Raw genomic sequence first — 19,106 nt, 5'->3', positions numbered from 1 at the left:
CGCAGGACGACACCGGCCGCTTTGAGCGGCCGGTCTTTTTTTGCCCGCCGTGGCCGGCCCTTTCGATTCGCTGAATTCCGCCCCCCGTCACCGATCCCGCCGATGAAGCCGATCCGATACACCCTCATCCCGAAGAACCCCGCCGCGCACCTGTTCGAGGTGACGCTCACCGTCGAGGATCCCGCGCCGGACGGCCAGCGGGTCATGCTCCCGGTGTGGATTCCGGGCAGCTACATGATCCGCGAATTCGCGCGCAACATCGTCACGCTGCGCGCGTTCAACGACGCCGGCCGCAAGGTGCGCGTGAGCAAGACCGACAAGCACACGTGGCAGGCGGCGCCCGTGAAAGGCGCGCTCACGCTGCGCTACGAGGTGTATGCGTGGGACCTCTCGGTGCGCGCGGCGCACCTGGACGACACGGTGGGCTTTTTCAACGGCACGAGCGTGTTTCTCGCGGTGCCGGGCCACGAGGACGCGCAATGCGTCGTCGACATCCAGCGTCCCGATGGCCATGCGTATCGCCACTGGCGCGTCGCCACCGCAATGGCCGAGGCGCGCGGCACCAAGCGCTACGGCTTCGGCGAATACGTGGCGTCGGACTATGACGAACTGATCGACCATCCGGTGACGCTCGGCGAGTTCACGCTGGCGAGCTTCAAGGCGCATGGCGTGCCGCACGACATCGTGATCGCGGGTCGTGTGATCGGACTCGATACCGAACGTCTCGCGGGCGATCTGAAGAAGATCTGCGAGGTCCAGATTGCGCTCTTCGAACCGCGCACGAAGCGCGCGCCGATGGAACGGTATGTGTTCATGACGCAGACCGTGAGTGACGGTTACGGCGGCCTCGAGCATCGCGCTTCCACCGCGCTGATCTGCAACCGCACCGACTTGCCCGTGAAGGGCAGGCCCGAGATGAGCGAGGGCTATCGCACTTACCTGGGTCTGTGCAGCCACGAATATTTCCACACGTGGAACGTCAAGCGCATCAAGCCCGCGGCGTTCGTGCCGTACGACCTCACCCGCGAGGACTACACCTCGCTGCTGTGGCTTTTCGAAGGCTTCACGTCGTATTACGACGATCTGATGCTCGTGCGCAGCGGTCTCATTGCCACCGACGATTACTTTGGCCTCCTCGGCAAAACGGTAGCTGGCGTGCTGCGCGGCGTGGGCCGCTTGAAGCAGAGCGTTGCGGAAAGCTCGTTCGACGCGTGGGTCAAGTACTACCGTCAGGACGAGAACGCCTCGAACGCGATCGTCAGCTACTACACGAAGGGCTCGCTCGTGGCGCTTGCGTTCGATCTCGCGATCCGCGCCGAAACGGGCGGGCGCAAGTCGCTCGACGACGTGATGCGTCTGTTGTGGCAGCGTTACGGACGCGACTTCTATCGCGGCAAGCCGGTGGGCGTGGGCGAGGAGGAAGTCGAGGCGCTGATTGCCGAGGCGACCGGCGTGTGGCTGGGCGGTCTTTTTGCCGATGCCGTGCGCGGCACGCGCGATCTGCCGCTTGCGACGCTCTTCGAGCCGTTCGGCGTGGCGCTCGACGGCGAGCCGGAGCGCGGCGCGAAGCCGTCGCTGGGTGCGCGCCTGCGCGGCGGTGCGGATGCGACGCTCGCCGTGGTGTTCGAGGGCGGCGCGGCACAGAAAGCCGGCCTTTCGGCCGGCGACGTGCTGGTCGCGCTCGACGGCCTGCGGGTGACGGGTTCGAACCTCGACAGCCTGCTCGGGCGCTATCAACCGGGCGCGAAGGTGGAGATTCATGCGTTCCGGCGCGACGAACTACGCGTGGCGCGCCTCACGCTCGATGCGCCCGACGTCGCGCGCTACAAACTCGCTATCACCGACAAGCGGCCCGCGTCGCGTGCGCTGCGCGAACGCTGGCTGGCGGGCTGAGCGGGCGCGCCGACACATAAGATCAGACGAAAGCGGCGCAGGGGTGCACCGCTTTTCCATGCCGGCGATTGTTCTATCGCTGCAACAATCCGTCATCGGCGAACCTCTTTTTCGGGGCGCGGCAAATAAACACAATGGCTTCACTCGCGCAACGCCGCGCACCCAAACCCGAAGGAGCCACCATGACCACGATCCTGCAAATCAACTCCGCCGCCCGCTCGCAAGGCGCCCAGTCGACGCTGCTCGTCAACGAATTGACGAGCAAGCTGCAACAGTCGCATCCCGGCGCGAAGGTTGTCGCGCGCAATCTGCAAGCCGAGCCGCTGCCGCACCTCGACGACACCGTTCTCGGCGCGTTCTTCACGCCGGCCGAGCAGCGTTCGCCGGAGCAGCAGGCCGTCGCCGCGCGCAGCGAAGCGCTGATCGCCGAACTGCAGGCCGCGGACGTCGTCGTGATCGGTGCGCCGATGTACAACTTCGGCATCTCGTCGCAGCTCAAGACCTACTTCGACTGGATCGCCCGCGCAGGCATTACTTTCCAGTACACGGCAAATGGCCCGGAAGGCCTCGTGAAGGGCAAGAAAGTGTTCGTGGTTTCGGCACGCGGCGGCAAATATCACGGCACGCCGAATGACAGCCAGACGCCGTACCTGAAGTCGTTCCTCGGTTTCCTCGGCATGACCGACGTGACCTTTATCTATGCCGAAGGCCTGAACATGGGGCCGGAAGCCGCTAGCGCCGCGCTCGCGGGCGCACGCGACGCCATCGCAGCGGCGTAAGTTCTGCGGCGGGCGTCGCCAGAGCCCGTCCGCCGTATCGACTAGCCGTAAAGCAAAACGCCACGAAAGCGATTTCGTGGCGTTTTTTTCGTTGCTACGTCCGCTCGCGGCTCAGGCAAGCACTTCGGCCTTCTCGGGCAGACGCCAGTCGATCGGCTTGCGGCCGTGCGCTTCGAGGTAAGCGTTGGCCTGCGCGAAATGCCCGCAGCCCAGAAAGCCGCGATGTGCCGAAAGCGGCGACGGATGCGGCGCCTCCAGCACGCAATGCGGTCGCGCTTCGACCAGCGCGCGCTTCGCCTGCGCGTGGGCACCCCACAGCATGAACACGAGATGCTCGTGACGTGTGGCGAGTTCGTGGATCAGGGTGTCGGTGCAGCGTTCCCAGCCGCGTTTGGCGTGGCTGGCCGCATTGGCCCGCTCGACGGTCAGCACGGTGTTGAGCAGCAGCACACCCTGGCGCGCCCATGCGTCGAGGCAGCCGTGGTCCGGCGCTTCGATCCCCAGGCTTGCCGCGATTTCCTTGAAGATATTGCGCAGTGACGGCGGCGGCCGCACGGCGGGTGGCACCGAAAACGCGAGGCCGTGTGCCTGCGGCGTTCCGCGATCTTCGCCGTGGTAGGGGTCCTGGCCGAGGATCACCACCTTCACGTCGTCGGGCGAGGTGAGGCGCAGGGCGCGGAACACATCGGCGGGATAGACGGTCTTGCCCGCGGCGCGCTCCTCGTCGACGAAGCGGCAGAGTGGCGGGTACGCGTCGCTGGCGGTGAACGGCTCCAGCAGCTTGCGCCAGGCGGCGGGCAGGGCGTCGAACTGGTCTTCGAGGCGCTGGTCAGGCGCTTGGGTGGCGTGGGGCATGATGGATACGGCCTGGTTGGCGGCTGGGGCGGCCGGCGAATCGTCATCGAGCAGCGAGAAGATCGAGATCTGGCGCGGATCGATTTCGGGGGCGGGAGGCTCGTCGAGCGTGTCCTGCGCGGTGGCCGGCAGGTCGTCGTCGAAGAGCGAGGCCTGCACCGGCTCCGCAGCGCGCGTGCGTTTCGTGGAAGTCATGGGCGGGAAGTTTCGCAGCAATCGCGCGGCGTTTCAATGCGGCGCACGCCCCGCCGTCCTGGCGTTCAGCCCTCGGGTTTAGCTTTCACGCAGCCGGTAGCCGCGCTGCGCCTTGCTGATGTCGTCGGGAGCGAGGCCCGGCAGCTCTGCCGAGAGTTGCGCGGCGAGCACGTGCAACGCGGCTTCGTCTCCGCCCTTCAGTTCCAGTTCGATTTCGCAGATCGGCGCGCGGCGCGTTTCGCCGTCCACTTCCGCCGTGATTTCGCCCTGGTCGATGGCGGCCTCGATTTGCACGCCTTCGACCGATAGCATCCACAGCGTGCGCGTGAAGTCGGTGCGAAAGAGGGCGATCAGCGCGGGCGCGGCTTCGGAGAGCGCCGTCGCGACACCGGCTTCGTTGCATTCGCGCAGAAGGCGGTCGGTTTCGAGCGCTTCGCCCGCCACCGGCATCTCCCATTCGTGCCGCGCATGCAGGCCGTTCCGGGCGACGCCGACCGTCTTGAACGTCTGCAGCCAGCCATCCGGCGTGCGGCGCAGCCGCAACGCGCTCTTTGCGCGCGCGAGCGTGAGGGCCGGCGTGTCGAAATAGACGTTTTCCAGCCGCACGGCGCGTCCCGCTGTGCCTGCGCGCTTTTCGAAAAACCGCAGCGCCGCGTCTACCTGGTTGCGTGGTAGTGCGAGCTTGATTTCCCGTTCGATGGCCATGGCTGCGTCCCGCTATCAGAAGAACATGCGCGCGAGTTCCGCGCCCGGATGTTCGGCGCGCATGAACGCCTCGCCCACGAGGAACGTGTGCACGGACAGCGCGCGCATCTTCTCGACGTCCGCGCGCGAGAGGATGCCCGACTCCGTCACGACGATGCGGTCTTCCGGCACGTCGTCGAGCATGTCGATGGTCGTTTGCAGCGTCGTTTCGAACGTGCGCAGATTGCGATTGTTGATCCCGATGAGCGGCGTCTTCAGCGTGAGCGCGTGCGTGAGCTCGTCGCGGTCGTGCACTTCCACGAGCACGGCGAGACCGAGCGAATGCGCGTAGGCCTCGAGTTCGCGCATCTGGCCCGGTTCGAGCGCGGCGGCGATCAGCAGGATCGCGTCGGCGCCCATCGCGCGGGCTTCGAGGATCTGGTACGGATCGACGATGAAGTCCTTGCGCAGCACCGGCAGCGCGCAGGCGGCGCGCGCGGCTTCGAGGTAGGCGGCACTGCCCTGGAAGAACTGCACGTCGGTCAGCACCGAGAGACAGGCCGCGCCATGTTCCGCGTACGAGCGTGCGATGTCGGCAGGGACGAAGTGCGCGCGCAGCACCCCTTTCGAGGGGCTGGCTTTCTTTACTTCGGCGATCACGGCCGCCTGGCCGTTCGCGTGCCTTGCGCGCACCGCGCCGACGAAGTCGCGCAGATCGCGCGACGCCGCCGCGAGCCGCAACTCTTCGAGCGGCGCGCTCGCTTCGGCGGCGCGCACTTCTTCGCGCTTGACCGCGATGATCTTTTCGAGAATGTCGCTCATGATGGTCTGCAAAAACAGTGTTCGATCAGCGTTTGAACTGTTGAGTGAAGCGTACCAGTTCGTCGACTTTGGCGCGCGCGCGGTCGCTCGCGATGGTCTCGCGCGCAAGCGCGATGCCGTCGGCGATCGAGTTCGCGACATTCGCCGAATAGAGCGCCGTGCCCGCATTGAGCGCGACGATCTCGCGCGCGACGCCAGGCTCGTTCGAGAGCGCGCCCAGCAGCATGGTTTTCGATTCTTCGGCGTTCTCGACCTTCAGCGTGCGGTTCGAAACCATCTGCATGCCGAAGTCTTCGGGATGGATCTCGTACTCGCGGATCTCGCCGTTCTTGAGCTCGCCGACCTGCGTTGCGGCGCCCAGCGACACCTCATCCATGCCGTCCTTGCCGTAGACGACGAGCACGTGCTTGGCGCCAAGGCGCTGCATCACACGCACCTGGATGCCGACGAGATCGGCGTGGAATACGCCCATCAACTGGTTCGGCGCGCTGGCCGGATTCGTGAGCGGGCCGAGAATGTTGAAGATCGTCCGCACGCCAAGCTCGCGGCGCACGGCGGCGATGTTCTTCATGGCCGGATGATGATTCGGTGCGAACATGAAGCCCATGCCCGTTTCCGCGATCGAGGCGGCCACCTGATCCGGCTGCAGATCGATGTTCACGCCCAGCGCCTCGAGCACGTCCGCGCTGCCCGACTTGCTCGACACGCCGCGATTGCCGTGCTTGGCGACTTTCGCGCCCGCCGCGGCGGCGACGAACATCGACGCGGTGGAGATGTTGAAGGTATGCGAGCCGTCGCCGCCCGTGCCGACGATATCGATGAAGTTCGAGTTGTCCTGCACCTCGACGTGATTCGCGAACTCGCGCATCACGGTCGCGGCGGCGGCGATCTCGCCGATGGTTTCCTTCTTTACGCGCAAGCCTGTGAGGATGGCCGCCGATTGCACGGGCGAAAGCTCGCCGCGCATGATCATGCGCATGAGGTGCAGCATCTCGTCGTGAAAGATCTCGCGGTGCTCGATCGTGCGTTGCAGTGCTTCCTGCGGGGTGATCATGATCTCGCCTCCGTTCTTATGCGCTACGCGCCGTAACGGCGCGCTTCGACTGCTTGAGGAAGTTCTCGAGGAGCGCGTGGCCGTGCTCGGAGAGGATCGATTCGGGGTGGAACTGCACGCCCTCGACAGCCAGTTCGCGATGGCGCACGCCCATGATCTCGCCGTCCTCGGTCCATGCCGACACTTCGAGGCAGTCGGGCAACGACTCGCGTTCGATGGCGAGCGAGTGATAGCGCGTCACGTTGAAGTGCTTCGGCAGATCGGCGAACACGCCTTTGCCGTCGGTTTCGATCTGGCTCACCTTGCCGTGCATGATGGTCTTCGCGCGTACGACACGGCCGCCGAACGCTTCGCCGATCGCTTGATGACCGAGACATACGCCGAGGATAGGCGTCTTGCCGGCGAACTCGCGCAGCACGTCGAGCGTGATGCCCGCATGCTGCGGATTGCTCGGGCCCGGCGAGAGGCAGATGCGCTCGGGGTTCAGCCTGGCGATCTGGTCGGGCGTGATTTCGTCGTTGCGGTACGTGTGGACGTCTTCGCCGAGCTCGCCGAAGTACTGGACGATGTTGTAGGTAAACGAATCGTAGTTGTCGATCATGAGCAACATGGTCTTTTCTCCCGCTCAGAAGTCGCTGTCGAGGCCGTCCTGCACCTGCTCGGCGGCGCGCAGCACGGCACGCGCCTTGTTTTCGGTCTCCTGCCATTCCGACTCGGGCACCGAATCGGCGACGATGCCCGCCGCGGCCTGCACATAGAGATTGCCGTTGTAAATGAGGCCGGTGCGGATCGTGATGGCGAGATCCATCTCGCCGTTGAACGACAGGTAGCCGACCGCGCCGCCGTAGAGGCCGCGCTTCACGGGCTCCAGTTCGTCGATCAGTTCCATCGCGCGCACCTTCGGCGCGCCGGATAGCGTGCCGGCGGGGAATGTCGCGCGCAGCACGTCGTAGTTGTTCATGCCGGGCTTGAGCTTGCCCTCGACCGAACTCACGATGTGCTGAACGTGCGAATACTTTTCGATGACCATCTTGTCGGTCACGGTCACCGAGCCGATTTCGGCAATGCGGCCCACGTCGTTGCGCGCGAGGTCGATCAGCATGACGTGCTCGGCGATTTCCTTCGGATCGTTGAGCAGCTCGGTGGCGAGCTCGGCGTCGCGCTCGGGCGTGTTGCCGCGCGGCCGCGTGCCCGCGAGCGGACGGATCGTCACGATACGGTCTTCGCCGCGCTGCTCCTGGCGCACGAGAATCTCCGGCGAGGCGCCCACCACGTGGAAATCGCCGAAGTTGTAGTAGTACATGTACGGCGAGGGATTCAGCGAGCGCAGTGCGCGATAGAGCGAAAGCGGATTGTCGCGATACGGCTTTGTGAGGCGTTGGCCCACCTGTACCTGCATCAGCTCGCCGGCGGCGATGTATTCCTTCGCCTTGCGCACGGCCGCGAGGTAATCGTCTTTCTTGAACTCGCGGAAGATCTCGGTGCGCACACTCGCCGAGGTCACGGGCGGCTGCACCGTCGTGCGCAGTCGCTGCTTCAGTTCGCGCAGGCGTTGCTTCGCTTTCGTATAGGCCTCGGGCGTCTGCGGATCGGCGTAGACGATCAGGTAGAGCTTGCCCGCCAGATTGTCGATGACCGCCACTTCCTCCGTCACGAGCAACTGGATGTCGGGCAGGCCGAGGTCGTCGGGCGGGGCGGTGTCGGCGAGCTTCTTCTCGATGTAGCGCACCGCGTCATAGCCGAAGTAACCGGCGAGGCCGCCGCAGAAGCGCGGCAGGCCGGGGCGCTGCGCCACCTTGAAGCGCGCCTGGAACTGCGCGATGAATTCGAGCGGGTCGCCTTCGTGCGTCTCGATCACCTGGCCGTCGCGGACGACTTCGCTCACGCCGCCTTTCGGCCCGCTCCGGGCGCGGATCAGCGTGCGGGCCGGCAAGCCGATGAACGAGTAGCGCCCGAAGCGCTCGCCGCCCACCACGGACTCCAGCAGAAACGAGTTGGCGCCGCCGCGCTCGGGCTGCGCGAGCTTCAGGTACAGCGAGAGCGGCGTTTCGAGATCGGCGAGCGCTTCGGCGATCAGCGGGATGCGGTTGTAGCCCTCGTTGGCGAGGGACTGGAATTCGAGTTCGGTCATGTTCCGATCCTGTTCGTGCGGGCCGGTCGCGGCTCGAAAAGGGCGCGGGCGGTGAGCGCGATGGCGGCTGTTGGGTGCATGGTTGCGCTGGCGCTCGCTCGTGTTCCCGGTACCCCGATGGCAGGGCGCCGATGTGCGGATGTTACCCGGCCGTTGGACACGGCGATCCGTTCTTGCGTCGCGCGTCACGCCGGGTAAGGCGAAACGACACGCAGGACAACGGATTACCTCGGCCAGTCAGCCGACGGGTGGGTTACCGCAACAGTTTGGAAACGAGACACGCGCGTAGGCGCAGTGACATAAAAAACGGGGCTGAAGACAAATTTTCACTCAACATGAGCAAACCTCAGCAAACCTCGGGAGAGGTTAGTGCGACCAGCGACGCCAGGGCCAAGCTCCCCGGTCGATGCTGCTCAGACTCCGTTTTTTATTCAGAAACATGAGGAAAAGAGACTTTCAGGTCAGGTGATTGTGCGCTGCGATCGCCTTGGCGGCGTCGAGCAGCGTGGCCACTATACCATCCGATTCGATATTTTGAACAGGTTGGCCGTGATTGTAGCCGTAAGGCACCGTAAGCGTGGCCATGCCGGCCGCGCGGCCCGCGAGTGCGTCGTTCTCCGAATCGCCGATCGCGACGGCCGACTGGGGCGCCACACCGAGCTGGGCGCAGGCGGTCAGCATCGGCAGCGGATCGGGCTTCTTTTGCGGCGTGCTGTCGCCGCCCAGCACGACTTCGAAGTACGGCGCGAGACCATACTGCTGCAGCAACTCCACGGCGAAGCGGTGCGGTTTGTTCGTCACGCAGGCGAGCTTCACGCCGGCCTCGCGCAGCGCGGCAAGGCCTTCTGCAACTTCCGGGTAGAGGCGCGTGTGCTGGCCGTTGATCCTGGCGTACTCGTCCTGGTAGAGCGCGAGGGCCTCTTCGAAGCGGGACTGGGCCTCGGCGGCGGCAAAGCGCGGCGCGAGCACGCTCTTGATCAGGTGCTCCGAGCCTTTGCCGACATAGCCCATCACTTCCTCGCGCGTGGTTTCCTCGGCGTCGAACTGGGCGAGCATGCCGTTCAGACCGGCCGCGAAGTCGTCGGCGGTGTCGACCATCGTGCCGTCCAGGTCGATCAGCGCCGCCTCGATGCGCGGCGCGGCGAAAGTGATCGGCGTATTCATTGCTGCTGGCCGACCGTCGCCAGTTGTGCTCGCATGTGGTCGATCACGGCCTTGTAGTCGGGCTTGCCGAAGATCGCCGAACCCGCGACGAACGTATCCGCGCCTGCAGCCGCGATTTCTGCGATGTTGTCGACCTTCACGCCGCCGTCGATCTCCAGATGAATCTCGCGGCCCGTGCGTTCGCGGTAGGCGTCGAGCTTCGCGCGCGCCTCGCGCAGCTTGTTGAGTGCCTCGGGAATGAACGACTGGCCGCCGAAGCCCGGATTCACCGACATGATCAGCACGAGATCGAGCTTGTCCATGACGTGATCGATGTAGTTGAGCGGCGTGGCCGGGTTGAAGACGAGGCCGGCCTTGCAGCCGTGGTCGCGGATCAGCGAGAGCGTACGGTCGATATGATCCGAGCCTTCCGGGTGGAAACTGATCACGTTCGCACCCGCCTTGGCGAAGTCGGGCACGATACGGTCCACCGGACGCACCATCAGGTGGACGTCGATGGGCACGTCGACGTGCGGGCGGATCGCCTCGCACACGAGCGGCCCGATGGTCAGGTTCGGCACGTAATGGTTGTCCATCACGTCGAAGTGGATCCAGTCGGCGCCTGCCGCGACCACGTTGCGGATTTCCTCGCCAAGGCGCGAGAAGTCGGCGGAGAGAATGCTGGGGGCGATGCGGAATTGCGTCATGGCGAAATCGGATGCAGATAGACGGAAAAACGCCATTTTACCGCCGCTGGCGGGGCGCCGACGGCGCTGCGCACGGCCGGGCCGGCGGCCTTTGCCGGACGCGGCGGCACGGACCGGCGGCATGCCGGACAGGGGCACTCCAGGGCGATTCCTCGATGCGTGCCGGGTTGCGGGCACCCGCTGCATCAAGCAGAATGCGAAACCATATGCCCGACAGGGGGAGACGCCTGCGCCGCCTTGGTGCGTCGGGTTTGCGGGGCTTCGCGGCGTTTGCCGTGCCCGCCTTATCGACCGGAACCAGGATGAGCCAGTACGAATTCAGCGTGACGTCGCAGGTGCGCTACCTGCCCGAAGAATCGGACCCGGAGCGTCGGCAGTACGCGTTCGCCTACACGCTGACCATTCGTAATACCGGACAGGTGAGCGCGCAACTGATCGCCCGCCACTGGGTCATCACCGACAGCGAGAATCACGTACAGGAAGTGAAGGGGCTGGGTGTGGTCGGGCACCAGCCGCTGCTCAAGCCGGGCGAGCAGTTCGAGTACACGAGCTGGGCCGTGATCGCGACGCCCGTGGGCACCATGCGCGGCGAGTATTTCTGCGTGGCGGAGGACGCCGGGCGCTTCGAGGCGCCCGTGCCGGAGTTCGTTTTGCGCATGCCGCGCACGCTGCATTGAACCGTGGCGCGCATTGGCAGTCAGCTACTCCTGACGCCGGTCGTGCGGGTCACGCTTCTTCCTGCCCGACGCGGTCCACACAACGATGAAAATCAACAGGAATAGCGCGAGCAACGCTTCCAGCCCAAACATGAGCATCGGGTATTCGTCGAACAGATCAGACATGGCGGCATCCATCGAGAACAAGCATTGTAGGCGCGATTCGGGGTATGTTTCCGGGCCGATGCCCGGATTCAGGCGTGGGCAAGGTTTGCATGCCGGCCGCATGGCAGGCTGGCTCGGTGCGATTGCATTGGCTGCACTGCTTGCCGCGTGCGGCGGCCCGAGCTACGTGCGGACTGCGCCGCCCACCGGAACGCCGTTGGTGCCCGGCCAGATTGCGGCGGCGCGCCTCACGCCGGTCTCCTGGCAGCAGGTGCCGGGCTGGCAGGACGATTCGCTGATCGGCGTGACGGCGGCGCTGCGTGCGAACTGCTCGCGTCTCGCACGCGATCCGCGCTGGCAGCGCGCCTGCGCGGCAGCCGGGCAGCTTGACGACCTGGACGCGTCCGCTGCCCGCGCGTTCTTCGAAACCTACTTCACGCCCTACCAGTTCGCCAATAGCGATGGCACGCTCGACGGCCTCGTGACCGGCTACTACGAGCCGCTGCTGCGCGGTTCGCGCACGCGGCACGGGATCTATCAGACGGCGCTTTATCACTGGCCGTCGGGCTATCGTGCGGGCACCCCGCTGCCGCCGCGCGCGCAGCTCGAACGTTCTGGCGCGCTCGACGGCAACGAACTGGTGTGGGTGGACGATCCGATCGAGGCGTTCTTCCTGCAGGTGCAAGGCTCGGGCCGCATCACGATGGAAGACGGCAGCGTGATGCGGGTGGGCTTTGGCGGGACCAACAACCAGCCGTACCGGTCGATCGGCAAATGGCTGCTCGACCGCGGCGAGCTGACGCCGGCGCAGGCGACGATGCAGGGCATCAAGGCCTGGGCGCGGGAGAACCCGACGCGCGTGGATGCGCTGCTCGATACGAATCCGCGTTTCGTCTTTTTCCGCGAAATGCCGGGGTCGGAGGGGGCGGAACAGGGTGGCGCCGATGGTCCGATCGGCGCACTTGGAGTTCCGCTTACGCCGGAGCGCTCGATTGCCGTGGATCCGTCGTCGATCCCGCTCGGCACGCCGGTCTTTCTTCAGACCACGCGGCCGCTCACGAATACGCCGCTCAACCGTCTCGTGTTTGCCCAGGACACCGGAACGGCGATCAAGGGCGGCGTGCGCGCCGATTACTTCTGGGGACTTGGCGACGACGCGGGCGACCTTGCCGGCAAGATGAAGCAGGGCGGCCGGATGTGGTTGCTGTTCCCGAATTCGTAAGATTGGCGTGTGCTTCGATGCACGTGAAAAAGCCGGTGATTTGCCGGCTTTTTCGTTTGGTACGCACTTTGTCCAGGTTTCGCCCTGGAGAGCGCGTCCGGGCGGCGGCTGGATATTACTTCGGACGTTTGTCGATCACGCGCTTCGCTTTGCCCACCGACCGCTCGATGCCGTTTACGTCGAGCACGTTCACGCTGGCGGTCACGCCGATCAGTGCCTTGATCTCGTAGGCCAGCGCGTCGCGTGCTTTCTCGAGCGCGGCGCCGTCGGGGGCGCTTTCCGGGCACGGCTCGACGTTCAGCGTCATTACGTCGAGCGGCCCTTCCTTCGTGAGCACGATCTGGTAGTGCGGCGCGAGCGCGTGCTGCTTGAGCAGCAACTCCTCGATCTGCGTCGGGAACACGTTCACGCCGCGGATGATGAGCATGTCGTCCGAACGCCCGGTGATCTTTTCCATGCGGCGCATGGTGCGCGCGGTACCGGGCAAGAGACGCGTGAGATCGCGCGTGCGGTAGCGGATGATCGGCAGCGCCTCTTTCGTGAGCGACGTGAACACCAGTTCGCCGAACTCGCCGTCGGGGAGCACTTCGCCCGTTTCCGGATCGATGATCTCGGGATAGAAATGATCTTCCCAGATCGTGGGGCCGTCCTTGGTTTCGGCACACTCCGAGGCGACGCCTGGACCCATGACTTCGGAAAGCCCGTAGATGTCGACCGCGGTGATGCCCATACGATGCTCGATGGCGGTGCGCATGTCGTTGGTCCAGGGCTCGGCGCCGAAGATGCCGATGCGCAGCGAGCAACTGGCCGGGTCGATGCCCTGACGCTCCATTTCGTCGGCGATCGCGAGCATGTAGCTCGGGGTGACCATGATGATGTCGGGCCGGAAATCCTGGATCAGTTGGACCTGCTTTTCGGTTTGACCGCCGCCGAACGGAATCACGGTGAGACCGGCGCGCTCGGCGCCGTAGTGCGCGCCCAGGCCGCCGGTGAAGAGCCCGTAACCGTAGCTCACGTGGACCTTGTCGCCGCGCCGGGCGCCGGAAGCGCGCACCGAACGCGCGACGAGATTCGCCCAGGTGTCGATATCGCGCGCCGTGTAGCCGACCACGGTCGGCTTGCCCGTGGTGCCCGACGAAGCGTGAATGCGCGAGATCTGTTCTTGCGGGACGGCGAACATCCCGAACGGATAGTTGTCGCGCAGATCCTTCTTGGTCGTGAACGGAAAGCGCGCGAGATCGGAGAGCGACTGCACCTGCGACGGATGCACGCCCGCTTCGTCGAATTTGCGGCGGTAGACCGGCGAATTCTCGTAAGCGTGATTAAGCGACCATTTCAGCCGTTCGAGCTGAAGCGCCGCAAGTTCGTCGCGGCTCGCCGTTTCGATCGGCTCGAGCGGCAGCGTGGTAGTCATCGGTGTCTCCTGGATCTTGGGTGTGTTACGTGAGGGCGTGAGGAATCGAGCGGGCGGACGCGGCTCACTCCGCGACCGGAATGACGGTGCCTCGAATTTGCGCGGACTTGCCCCTGAAAAGCGCGACGGTCTCGCCCGCGCGGTTCGTTACGCGGATGTCGTAGACGCCGTTGCGCCCCGAAAGAATTTGTTCGATCGCTTCGGCCGTGAGCACGTCGTCGGGCTGGACCGGGCGCAGGAATTCGATCGAGCAGCCGGCGGCGACAGTGTTCACGTTGTACGAATTACAGGCGAACGCGAAAGTCGAGTCGGCCAGCGTGAAGATCAGGCCGCCGTGGCAGATCTGATGGCCGTTCAGAAACTCGGGCCGCACGGCCATGGAGAGGCGCGCGTAGCCCGCGCGCACTTCGAGCAGTTTCATGCCGAGCGCGCGGCTGCAAGCGTCGGCGTCGTACATGGCTTGCGCCGTGGCGCGTGCGAGTTCGTCCGGGGACATGGCGGCGGGCGTTGACGTTTGCGTGGACATATCAGCGGCCCTCGAAGCGCGGCGCGCGCTTTTCGATGAACGCCTTCACGCCTTCTGCGTAGTCGTATGAGGCGCCGAGTTCGCGTTGCAGATCGCGTTCGAGATCGAGCTGCTGGTCGAGCGTCCGGGAAGCCGATGCGCGCATTGCCTCGCGCGTTGCCACGATCGCGCGCGTGGGTTGCTTCGCGAGCTGCGCGGCGAATGCGGCGGCCGTGGCGGCGAGTTCGGCGTCGTCGGTCACCTGCCAGACGAGGCCCCAGCTTTCGGCCTTTTCGGCAGGGAGCTTGTCGCCAGTCATCGCGAGGCCGAGGGCGCGCGCCATGCCCACGCGCTTCGGCAGGAACCACGTACCGCCGGAGTCGGGTACGAGGCCGATCTTCACGAAGGCCTGGATGAAGCTGGCCGACCGTGCCGCGAGCACGATGTCGCACGCAAGCGCCAGATTCGCGCCGGCGCCGGCTGCGGTGCCGTTGACGGCGGCGATCACGGGCATCGGCAGCGCCTGGAGGCGCTTGATCAGTGGATTGAAATACTCTGCGATCAGCGTGCCGAGGTCCGTCATGGCGCCAGGCGTGAAGTCGAGATCGGCGAGGTCCTGGCCTGCGCAGAAGCCGCGACCGGCACCGGTCAGCACGAGCGCACGCGCGCCCGAGGCGACGACCTCGTCGAGCGCGGCTGCGAGTTCGCGGTGCATTGCGCGGGTGAAGCTGTTGAGTTTGTCGGGGCGGTTCAGCGTGATCGTTGCCACGCCGGTGGAGGCGTCGGTCTCGACGCGGATCGCTTCGTAGGACATCGGTTGTCTCCGATCAGATTCGTTCGATGGCGAGGGCAATACCCTGACCGACGCCGATACACATCGTGCAAAGCGCGTACCGTCCTTGCGTGCGCTCGAGCTGATACAGCGCCGTCGTGACGAGCCGCGCGCCGGAGGCCCCGAGCGGATGACCGAGCGCGATCGCGCCGCCGTTGGGATTGACGCGCTCATCGTCGTCCTTCAGCCCGAGCTGGCGCAGCACAGCGAGCCCTTGCGACGCGAAAGCCTCGTTCAGCTCGATGACGTCGAATTGCGCGAGCGTCATGCCGAGCTGCTTCAGCAGCTTCTGCGTAGCGGGTGCCGGACCCATGCCCATGATGCGCGGCGCAACGCCGGCCGTCGCCATGCCAAGCACGCGGGCGCGGCGGCGCAGGCCGTACTGGCTGGCGGCGGCTTCGTTGGCGATGAGCAGTGCGCAGGCGCCGTCGTTGACCCCCGACGCGTTGCCTGCCGTCACGCTGCCGTCGGGGCGCACGACGCCCTTGAGCTTCGCGAGCGTTTCCAGCGACGTTTCGCGCGGATGTTCGTCGAGCGCGACGCGGATCGGATCGCCTTTCTTCTGCGCAATGTCCACCGGAACGATTTCGTGCGCGAGCGTACCGTCCCTCTGCGCGCGGGCCGCCTTCTGCTGGCTGCGCAGCGCGAAGGCGTCCTGGTCGGCGCGGCTGATACCGAACTCGACTGCGACGTTCTCGGCGGTTTCCGGCATCGAATCGATACCGTACTCGCGCTTCATCAATGGGTTGACGAAGCGCCAGCCGATGGTGGTGTCGTAGATGCTGGCGTCGCGCGCGAATGCCGAAGCCGCCTTGCCCATGACGAAAGGTGCGCGCGTCATGCTCTCCACGCCGCCCGCGATCATGAGTCGCGCTTCACCCGCCTTGATCGCGCGTGCCGCGCTGCCGACGGCGTCGAGGCTCGAGCCGCACAGGCGGTTGATCGTGGTGCCGGGTGCGTCCGTTGGCAGGCCCGCGAGCAGGGCGGACATGCGCGCGACGTTGCGGTTGTCTTCGCCGGCCTGGTTTGCACAGCCGTAAAGGACGTCGTCGAGCGCGCGCCAGTCCACACCCGGGTTGCGTTCGACGAGCGCGCGGATCGGCACGGCGCCGAGGTCGTCCGCGCGGACGTCTTTCAGTGCGCCGCCGTAGCGGCCGAACGGAGTGCGAATCGCGTCGCAGATATAGGCTTCGGTCATCTCGGAGTTCCTGGAGGCGGAGCGCGCAAGTGCGCCCTGCCTTTCATGCTAGAGGGACAGGGGATCGGGCGCCATTCGGCCAAACGGCATAGGCCGTTCAGCCGACTACGACCGGTGCCGCTTTCGGTTCAACATGGACTCGGCTCTGAACCACACGGAAGCGGTTCGCCACGAATGCGGCGTCGGCCAGCGCTGCGTTCGCAGCGGGGTTCGCGCCCGTGCCGTGGAAGTCCGAGAACGCCGCCGACTGATTGACGAACACGCCGCCTGTCAGGTTGATCGAAAGCGCCACGCCACCAGTGATCGAGGCTTCGTGGGCCGCGTCGATGACGGCGTCATCGGTGCTGTAGACGGAGAGGGTGAGCGCGCCGTGGTCGTGGGCGATCGATCCGGCCAGCTCGAGCGACTGCGCGGTCGAGTCGGTGGCGATCACGAACGAGATCGGGCCGAACCATTCGCGCGTGAACGATGCTGCGTCGCGGGCGGCATCGAGCGAGAGCACGAGCGGTGTGCGCACGCGTGCGCCGGGGAATTGCGGATGCTCGAGCGTCTGGCTGTCGGCCAGCACCGTGCCCAGTTGGCGTGCCTCGTCGATGCGTGCCGTGACGCTTTCGTTCTGAATCGAGCCAAGTACTTCCACGGCGCGGGCCGGATCGGCCACGAACTTCTGGACGGCGCCGCTAATTGCCTGCGCGACGGCCTCGAAGCTCATGTGGCCTTCGGCCGTACGAATACCGTCACGCGGGACGTAAATGTTCTGCGGTGCGGTGCACATCTGGCCCGAGTACAGCGAGAGCGAGAAGGCGATGTTGCGTGCTGCGGCCTTCGGATCGTCCACCGAATCGATCACGATCTGGTTGACGCCCGCTTTCTCGGTATAAACCTGGGCCTGATGGGCGTGCTGTTCGAGCCAGTCGCCGTTTTGCGTACTGCCGGTGAAATCGATGAGCTTGATCTCGGGGCGCAGTGCGAGCGACTGCACGAGCGCGCCGTCGTTGGGATCGGTGGCGAGCAGCGTGATCACGTTCGGGTCGAAGCCGGCCTCGCGCAGCACATCGCGTGCGATGCGCACCGTGATCGCGAGCGGAAGGATCGCGCCCGGATGCGGCTTGACGATGACGGTGTTGCCGGTCGCGAGATCGGCAAAAAGCCCGGGGTAGCCGTTCCAGGTCGGGAACGTGCAGCAGCCGAGCACGAGGCCCGTGCCGCGCGGTACGACCGTGTAGCGCTTCTGCATGGCGAGCGGCGGGTTCTTGCCCTGCGGCTTCTCCCAATGCGCGTCGGCCGGGATGCGGCGCAACTGGTCCCAGGCGTACGCGACAGCTTCGAGCGCACGGTCCTGCGCATGGGGGCCGCCTGCCTGGAAGGCCATCATGAACGCCTGGCCGGTGGTGTGCATGACGCTATAGGCAATCTCGAAGCTCGCACGATTCAGGCGTTCGAGAATTTCGAGGCTGACACCCACCCATGCCTGCGGGCCCGCAGCGCGCCAGTTGCGCTGCGCCTCGCTCGCGGCAGCGATGAGCTGGTCGGGCGTCGCCTTCGGATAGCGGGCGCCGATTGCAAAGCCGAACGGCGAGACCTCACTGCCTACGGTTTCACTGGTGGTCGGCTGGTCGAGTTCGAACGTACGGTTCAGGTGCCCCTTGAACGCGGCTTCGCCGTCGGCGCTGGCGGTTTCCCCGTACACTTTTGGACTGGGCATTTCGGCAAACGGGCTCCAGTAACCACGAGTCTCGATGGCGGCGACCGCCTTCTGCAGCACGTTTTCGTGCCGGGCAAACAAGGGATGTGTCATGGGGCAAACGTAGATTGAGGGGTTGGACTAGACCCGCGCCGATTAATTAACCGACCGGTTGGTTGGCAAATGTTAGCATTAGTCAAAGTTTGGCGTGAAAGTTTTTTTGGGGACTTTTCTTAGAGGTAAGGAGGATGTATGGGGTACGAGAACATTCTGGTCGAGACACGCGGCAAAGTTGGCCTGATTACGCTTAACCGGCCGAAGGCGCTCAACGCGTTGAACGATGCCCTGATGGACGAGCTTGGCACGGCGCTGAAGGCATTCGACGCGGATGAGGGCATCGGCGTGATCGTCATCACGGGCAGCGAAAAAGCGTTCGCAGCCGGCGCCGATATCGGCATGATGGCGAGCTACACCTTCATGGACGTCTATAAGGGCGACTACATCACGCGGAACTGGGAGACGATCCGCACGATCCGCAAGCCGATCATTGCTGCGGTCGCCGGCTTTGCGCTGGGCGGCGGCTGCGAACTGGCGATGATGTGCGACATCATCTTTGCGGCGGATACGGCGAAGTTCGGCCAGCCGGAGATCAAGCTTGGTGTGATCCCCGGGGCGGGCGGAACGCAGCGCCTGCCGCGCGCGGTTTCGAAGGCGAAGGCAATGGATCTGTGTCTGACCGCCCGGATGATGGATGCCGCCGAGGCTGAGCGTGCCGGCCTTGTCTCACGCGTGATTCCGGCTGCCGATTTGCTGAGCGAGGCGATTGCGGCGGCGGCCACGATCAGCGAATACTCGCTGCCAGCGGTGATGATGGCGAAGGAGTCGGTGAACCGCGCCTACGAAACTACGTTGGCGGAGGGGGTGCACTTCGAGCGCCGCATGTTCCATTCGCTCTTTGCGACAGAGGATCAAAAAGAGGGGATGGCCGCGTTCATGGAGAAGCGCAAGCCGGCCTTCAAGAACAAGTGACGCCGGTGGGCCTGTCGCTGCGAGTTGGCGGCAGGCAAAATTTTTCTCGTATCCCCTTGCGTGATGCTGCGGAGGGGCGGTAGGATTCGCCCCCTTCGCAGTTCAGATGTACGGGCAGCGGGGCCGCCGGAGGGAAAC

The 19,106-nt window shown here is 65.3% G+C and carries 18 protein-coding genes; 5 read left to right on the top strand and 13 right to left on the bottom strand.

Annotated features, from left to right (window positions below; genetic code table 11):
- Positions 1–102 precede the first annotated feature (102 nt).
- Both V8683_RS27235 and V8683_RS27230 read left to right on the top strand, forming a co-directional pair.
- Complete coding sequence (locus V8683_RS27235) at positions 103–1,893, top strand: M61 family metallopeptidase (RefSeq protein ID WP_411188380.1); 1,791 nt, start codon at positions 103–105, stop codon at positions 1,891–1,893.
- A 182-nt stretch (positions 1,894–2,075) separates the two neighbouring features.
- Entirely contained in the window at positions 2,076–2,672 is a 597-nt protein-coding gene (locus V8683_RS27230; protein ID WP_411188381.1) for an FMN-dependent NADH-azoreductase, read from the top strand.
- Positions 2,673–2,783: 111 nt separating this feature from the next.
- On the opposite strand, the gene V8683_RS27225 is transcribed toward V8683_RS27230, so the two are convergent.
- From V8683_RS27225 to rpe, 8 genes are all read right to left on the bottom strand, one after another.
- The gene (locus V8683_RS27225) at positions 2,784–3,527 is read right to left on the bottom strand and encodes a uracil-DNA glycosylase (protein ID WP_411190485.1); all 744 of its coding nucleotides are present in this window, start codon (positions 3,525–3,527) and stop codon (positions 2,784–2,786) included.
- Between the two features lie 273 nt (positions 3,528–3,800).
- The gene (locus V8683_RS27220; protein ID WP_411188382.1) at positions 3,801–4,427 is read right to left on the bottom strand and encodes a CYTH domain-containing protein; all 627 of its coding nucleotides are present in this window, start codon (positions 4,425–4,427) and stop codon (positions 3,801–3,803) included.
- Between the two features lie 15 nt (positions 4,428–4,442).
- The gene (trpC, locus tag V8683_RS27215; RefSeq protein WP_411188383.1) at positions 4,443–5,228 is read right to left on the bottom strand and encodes an indole-3-glycerol phosphate synthase TrpC; all 786 of its coding nucleotides are present in this window, start codon (positions 5,226–5,228) and stop codon (positions 4,443–4,445) included.
- A 25-nt stretch (positions 5,229–5,253) separates the two neighbouring features.
- Positions 5,254–6,285, bottom strand: coding sequence for an anthranilate phosphoribosyltransferase (gene trpD, locus V8683_RS27210; protein WP_411190486.1), 1,032 nt, complete (start codon positions 6,283–6,285; stop codon positions 5,254–5,256).
- Positions 6,286–6,298: 13 nt separating this feature from the next.
- Positions 6,299–6,892 carry an aminodeoxychorismate/anthranilate synthase component II gene (locus tag V8683_RS27205; RefSeq protein ID WP_411188384.1) on the bottom strand — a complete coding sequence of 198 codons (594 nt, stop codon included), beginning with the start codon at positions 6,890–6,892 and terminating at the stop codon, positions 6,299–6,301.
- A 15-nt stretch (positions 6,893–6,907) separates the two neighbouring features.
- Positions 6,908–8,413, bottom strand: a complete 1,506-nt coding sequence (gene trpE / locus V8683_RS27200) for an anthranilate synthase component I (protein ID WP_411188385.1) — start codon at positions 8,411–8,413, stop codon at positions 6,908–6,910.
- 456 nt (positions 8,414–8,869) lie between these two features.
- On the bottom strand, positions 8,870–9,577 hold the full coding sequence (locus tag V8683_RS27195) for a phosphoglycolate phosphatase (protein WP_411188386.1): 708 nt from the start codon (positions 9,575–9,577) through the stop codon (positions 8,870–8,872).
- Entirely contained in the window at positions 9,574–10,263 is a 690-nt protein-coding gene (gene rpe / locus V8683_RS27190) for a ribulose-phosphate 3-epimerase (protein WP_411188387.1), read from the bottom strand. Before rpe ends, V8683_RS27195 begins: the two co-directional genes overlap by 4 nt.
- Before the next feature lie 302 nt (positions 10,264–10,565).
- Between rpe and apaG the strand changes: the two genes are divergently transcribed.
- Together apaG and mltA are read left to right on the top strand one after the other, a co-directional pair.
- The gene (gene apaG, locus V8683_RS27185; RefSeq protein ID WP_324151371.1) at positions 10,566–10,940 is read left to right on the top strand and encodes a Co2+/Mg2+ efflux protein ApaG; all 375 of its coding nucleotides are present in this window, start codon (positions 10,566–10,568) and stop codon (positions 10,938–10,940) included.
- An 85-nt stretch (positions 10,941–11,025) separates the two neighbouring features.
- Entirely contained in the window at positions 11,026–12,306 is a 1,281-nt protein-coding gene (gene mltA, locus V8683_RS27180) for a murein transglycosylase A (RefSeq protein ID WP_411188388.1), read from the top strand.
- Between the two features lie 115 nt (positions 12,307–12,421).
- Here the strand turns inward: mltA and paaK are convergent, their stop codons facing one another.
- The 5 genes from paaK to paaN all read right to left on the bottom strand — a co-directional run bounded on the left by paaK (position 12,422) and on the right by paaN (position 18,053).
- Positions 12,422–13,720, bottom strand: a complete 1,299-nt coding sequence (gene paaK / locus V8683_RS27175; RefSeq protein WP_411188389.1) for a phenylacetate--CoA ligase PaaK — start codon at positions 13,718–13,720, stop codon at positions 12,422–12,424.
- Positions 13,721–13,784: 64 nt separating this feature from the next.
- On the bottom strand, positions 13,785–14,246 hold the full coding sequence (paaI, locus tag V8683_RS27170; protein WP_411188390.1) for a hydroxyphenylacetyl-CoA thioesterase PaaI: 462 nt from the start codon (positions 14,244–14,246) through the stop codon (positions 13,785–13,787).
- 1 nt (position 14,247) lies between these two features.
- A complete protein-coding gene (gene paaG, locus V8683_RS27165) occupies positions 14,248–15,039 on the bottom strand; it encodes a 2-(1,2-epoxy-1,2-dihydrophenyl)acetyl-CoA isomerase PaaG (protein WP_411188391.1) in 792 nt (263 codons plus the stop codon).
- A 13-nt stretch (positions 15,040–15,052) separates the two neighbouring features.
- Positions 15,053–16,255, bottom strand: coding sequence for a 3-oxoadipyl-CoA thiolase (pcaF, locus tag V8683_RS27160; protein WP_411188392.1), 1,203 nt, complete (start codon positions 16,253–16,255; stop codon positions 15,053–15,055).
- Between the two features lie 97 nt (positions 16,256–16,352).
- Positions 16,353–18,053, bottom strand: a complete 1,701-nt coding sequence (paaN, locus tag V8683_RS27155; RefSeq protein WP_411188393.1) for a phenylacetic acid degradation protein PaaN — start codon at positions 18,051–18,053, stop codon at positions 16,353–16,355.
- 138 nt (positions 18,054–18,191) lie between these two features.
- Between paaN and V8683_RS27150 the strand changes: the two genes are divergently transcribed.
- Positions 18,192–18,968: an enoyl-CoA hydratase gene (locus V8683_RS27150; protein WP_411188394.1), complete on the top strand. Its 777-nt coding sequence runs from the start codon at positions 18,192–18,194 to the stop codon at positions 18,966–18,968.
- Positions 18,969–19,106: the final 138 nt, after the last annotated feature.

The organism is Paraburkholderia sp. AV2 (genome assembly GCF_054968425.1).
This window is presented reverse-complemented; position numbering and strand designations above follow the sequence as displayed.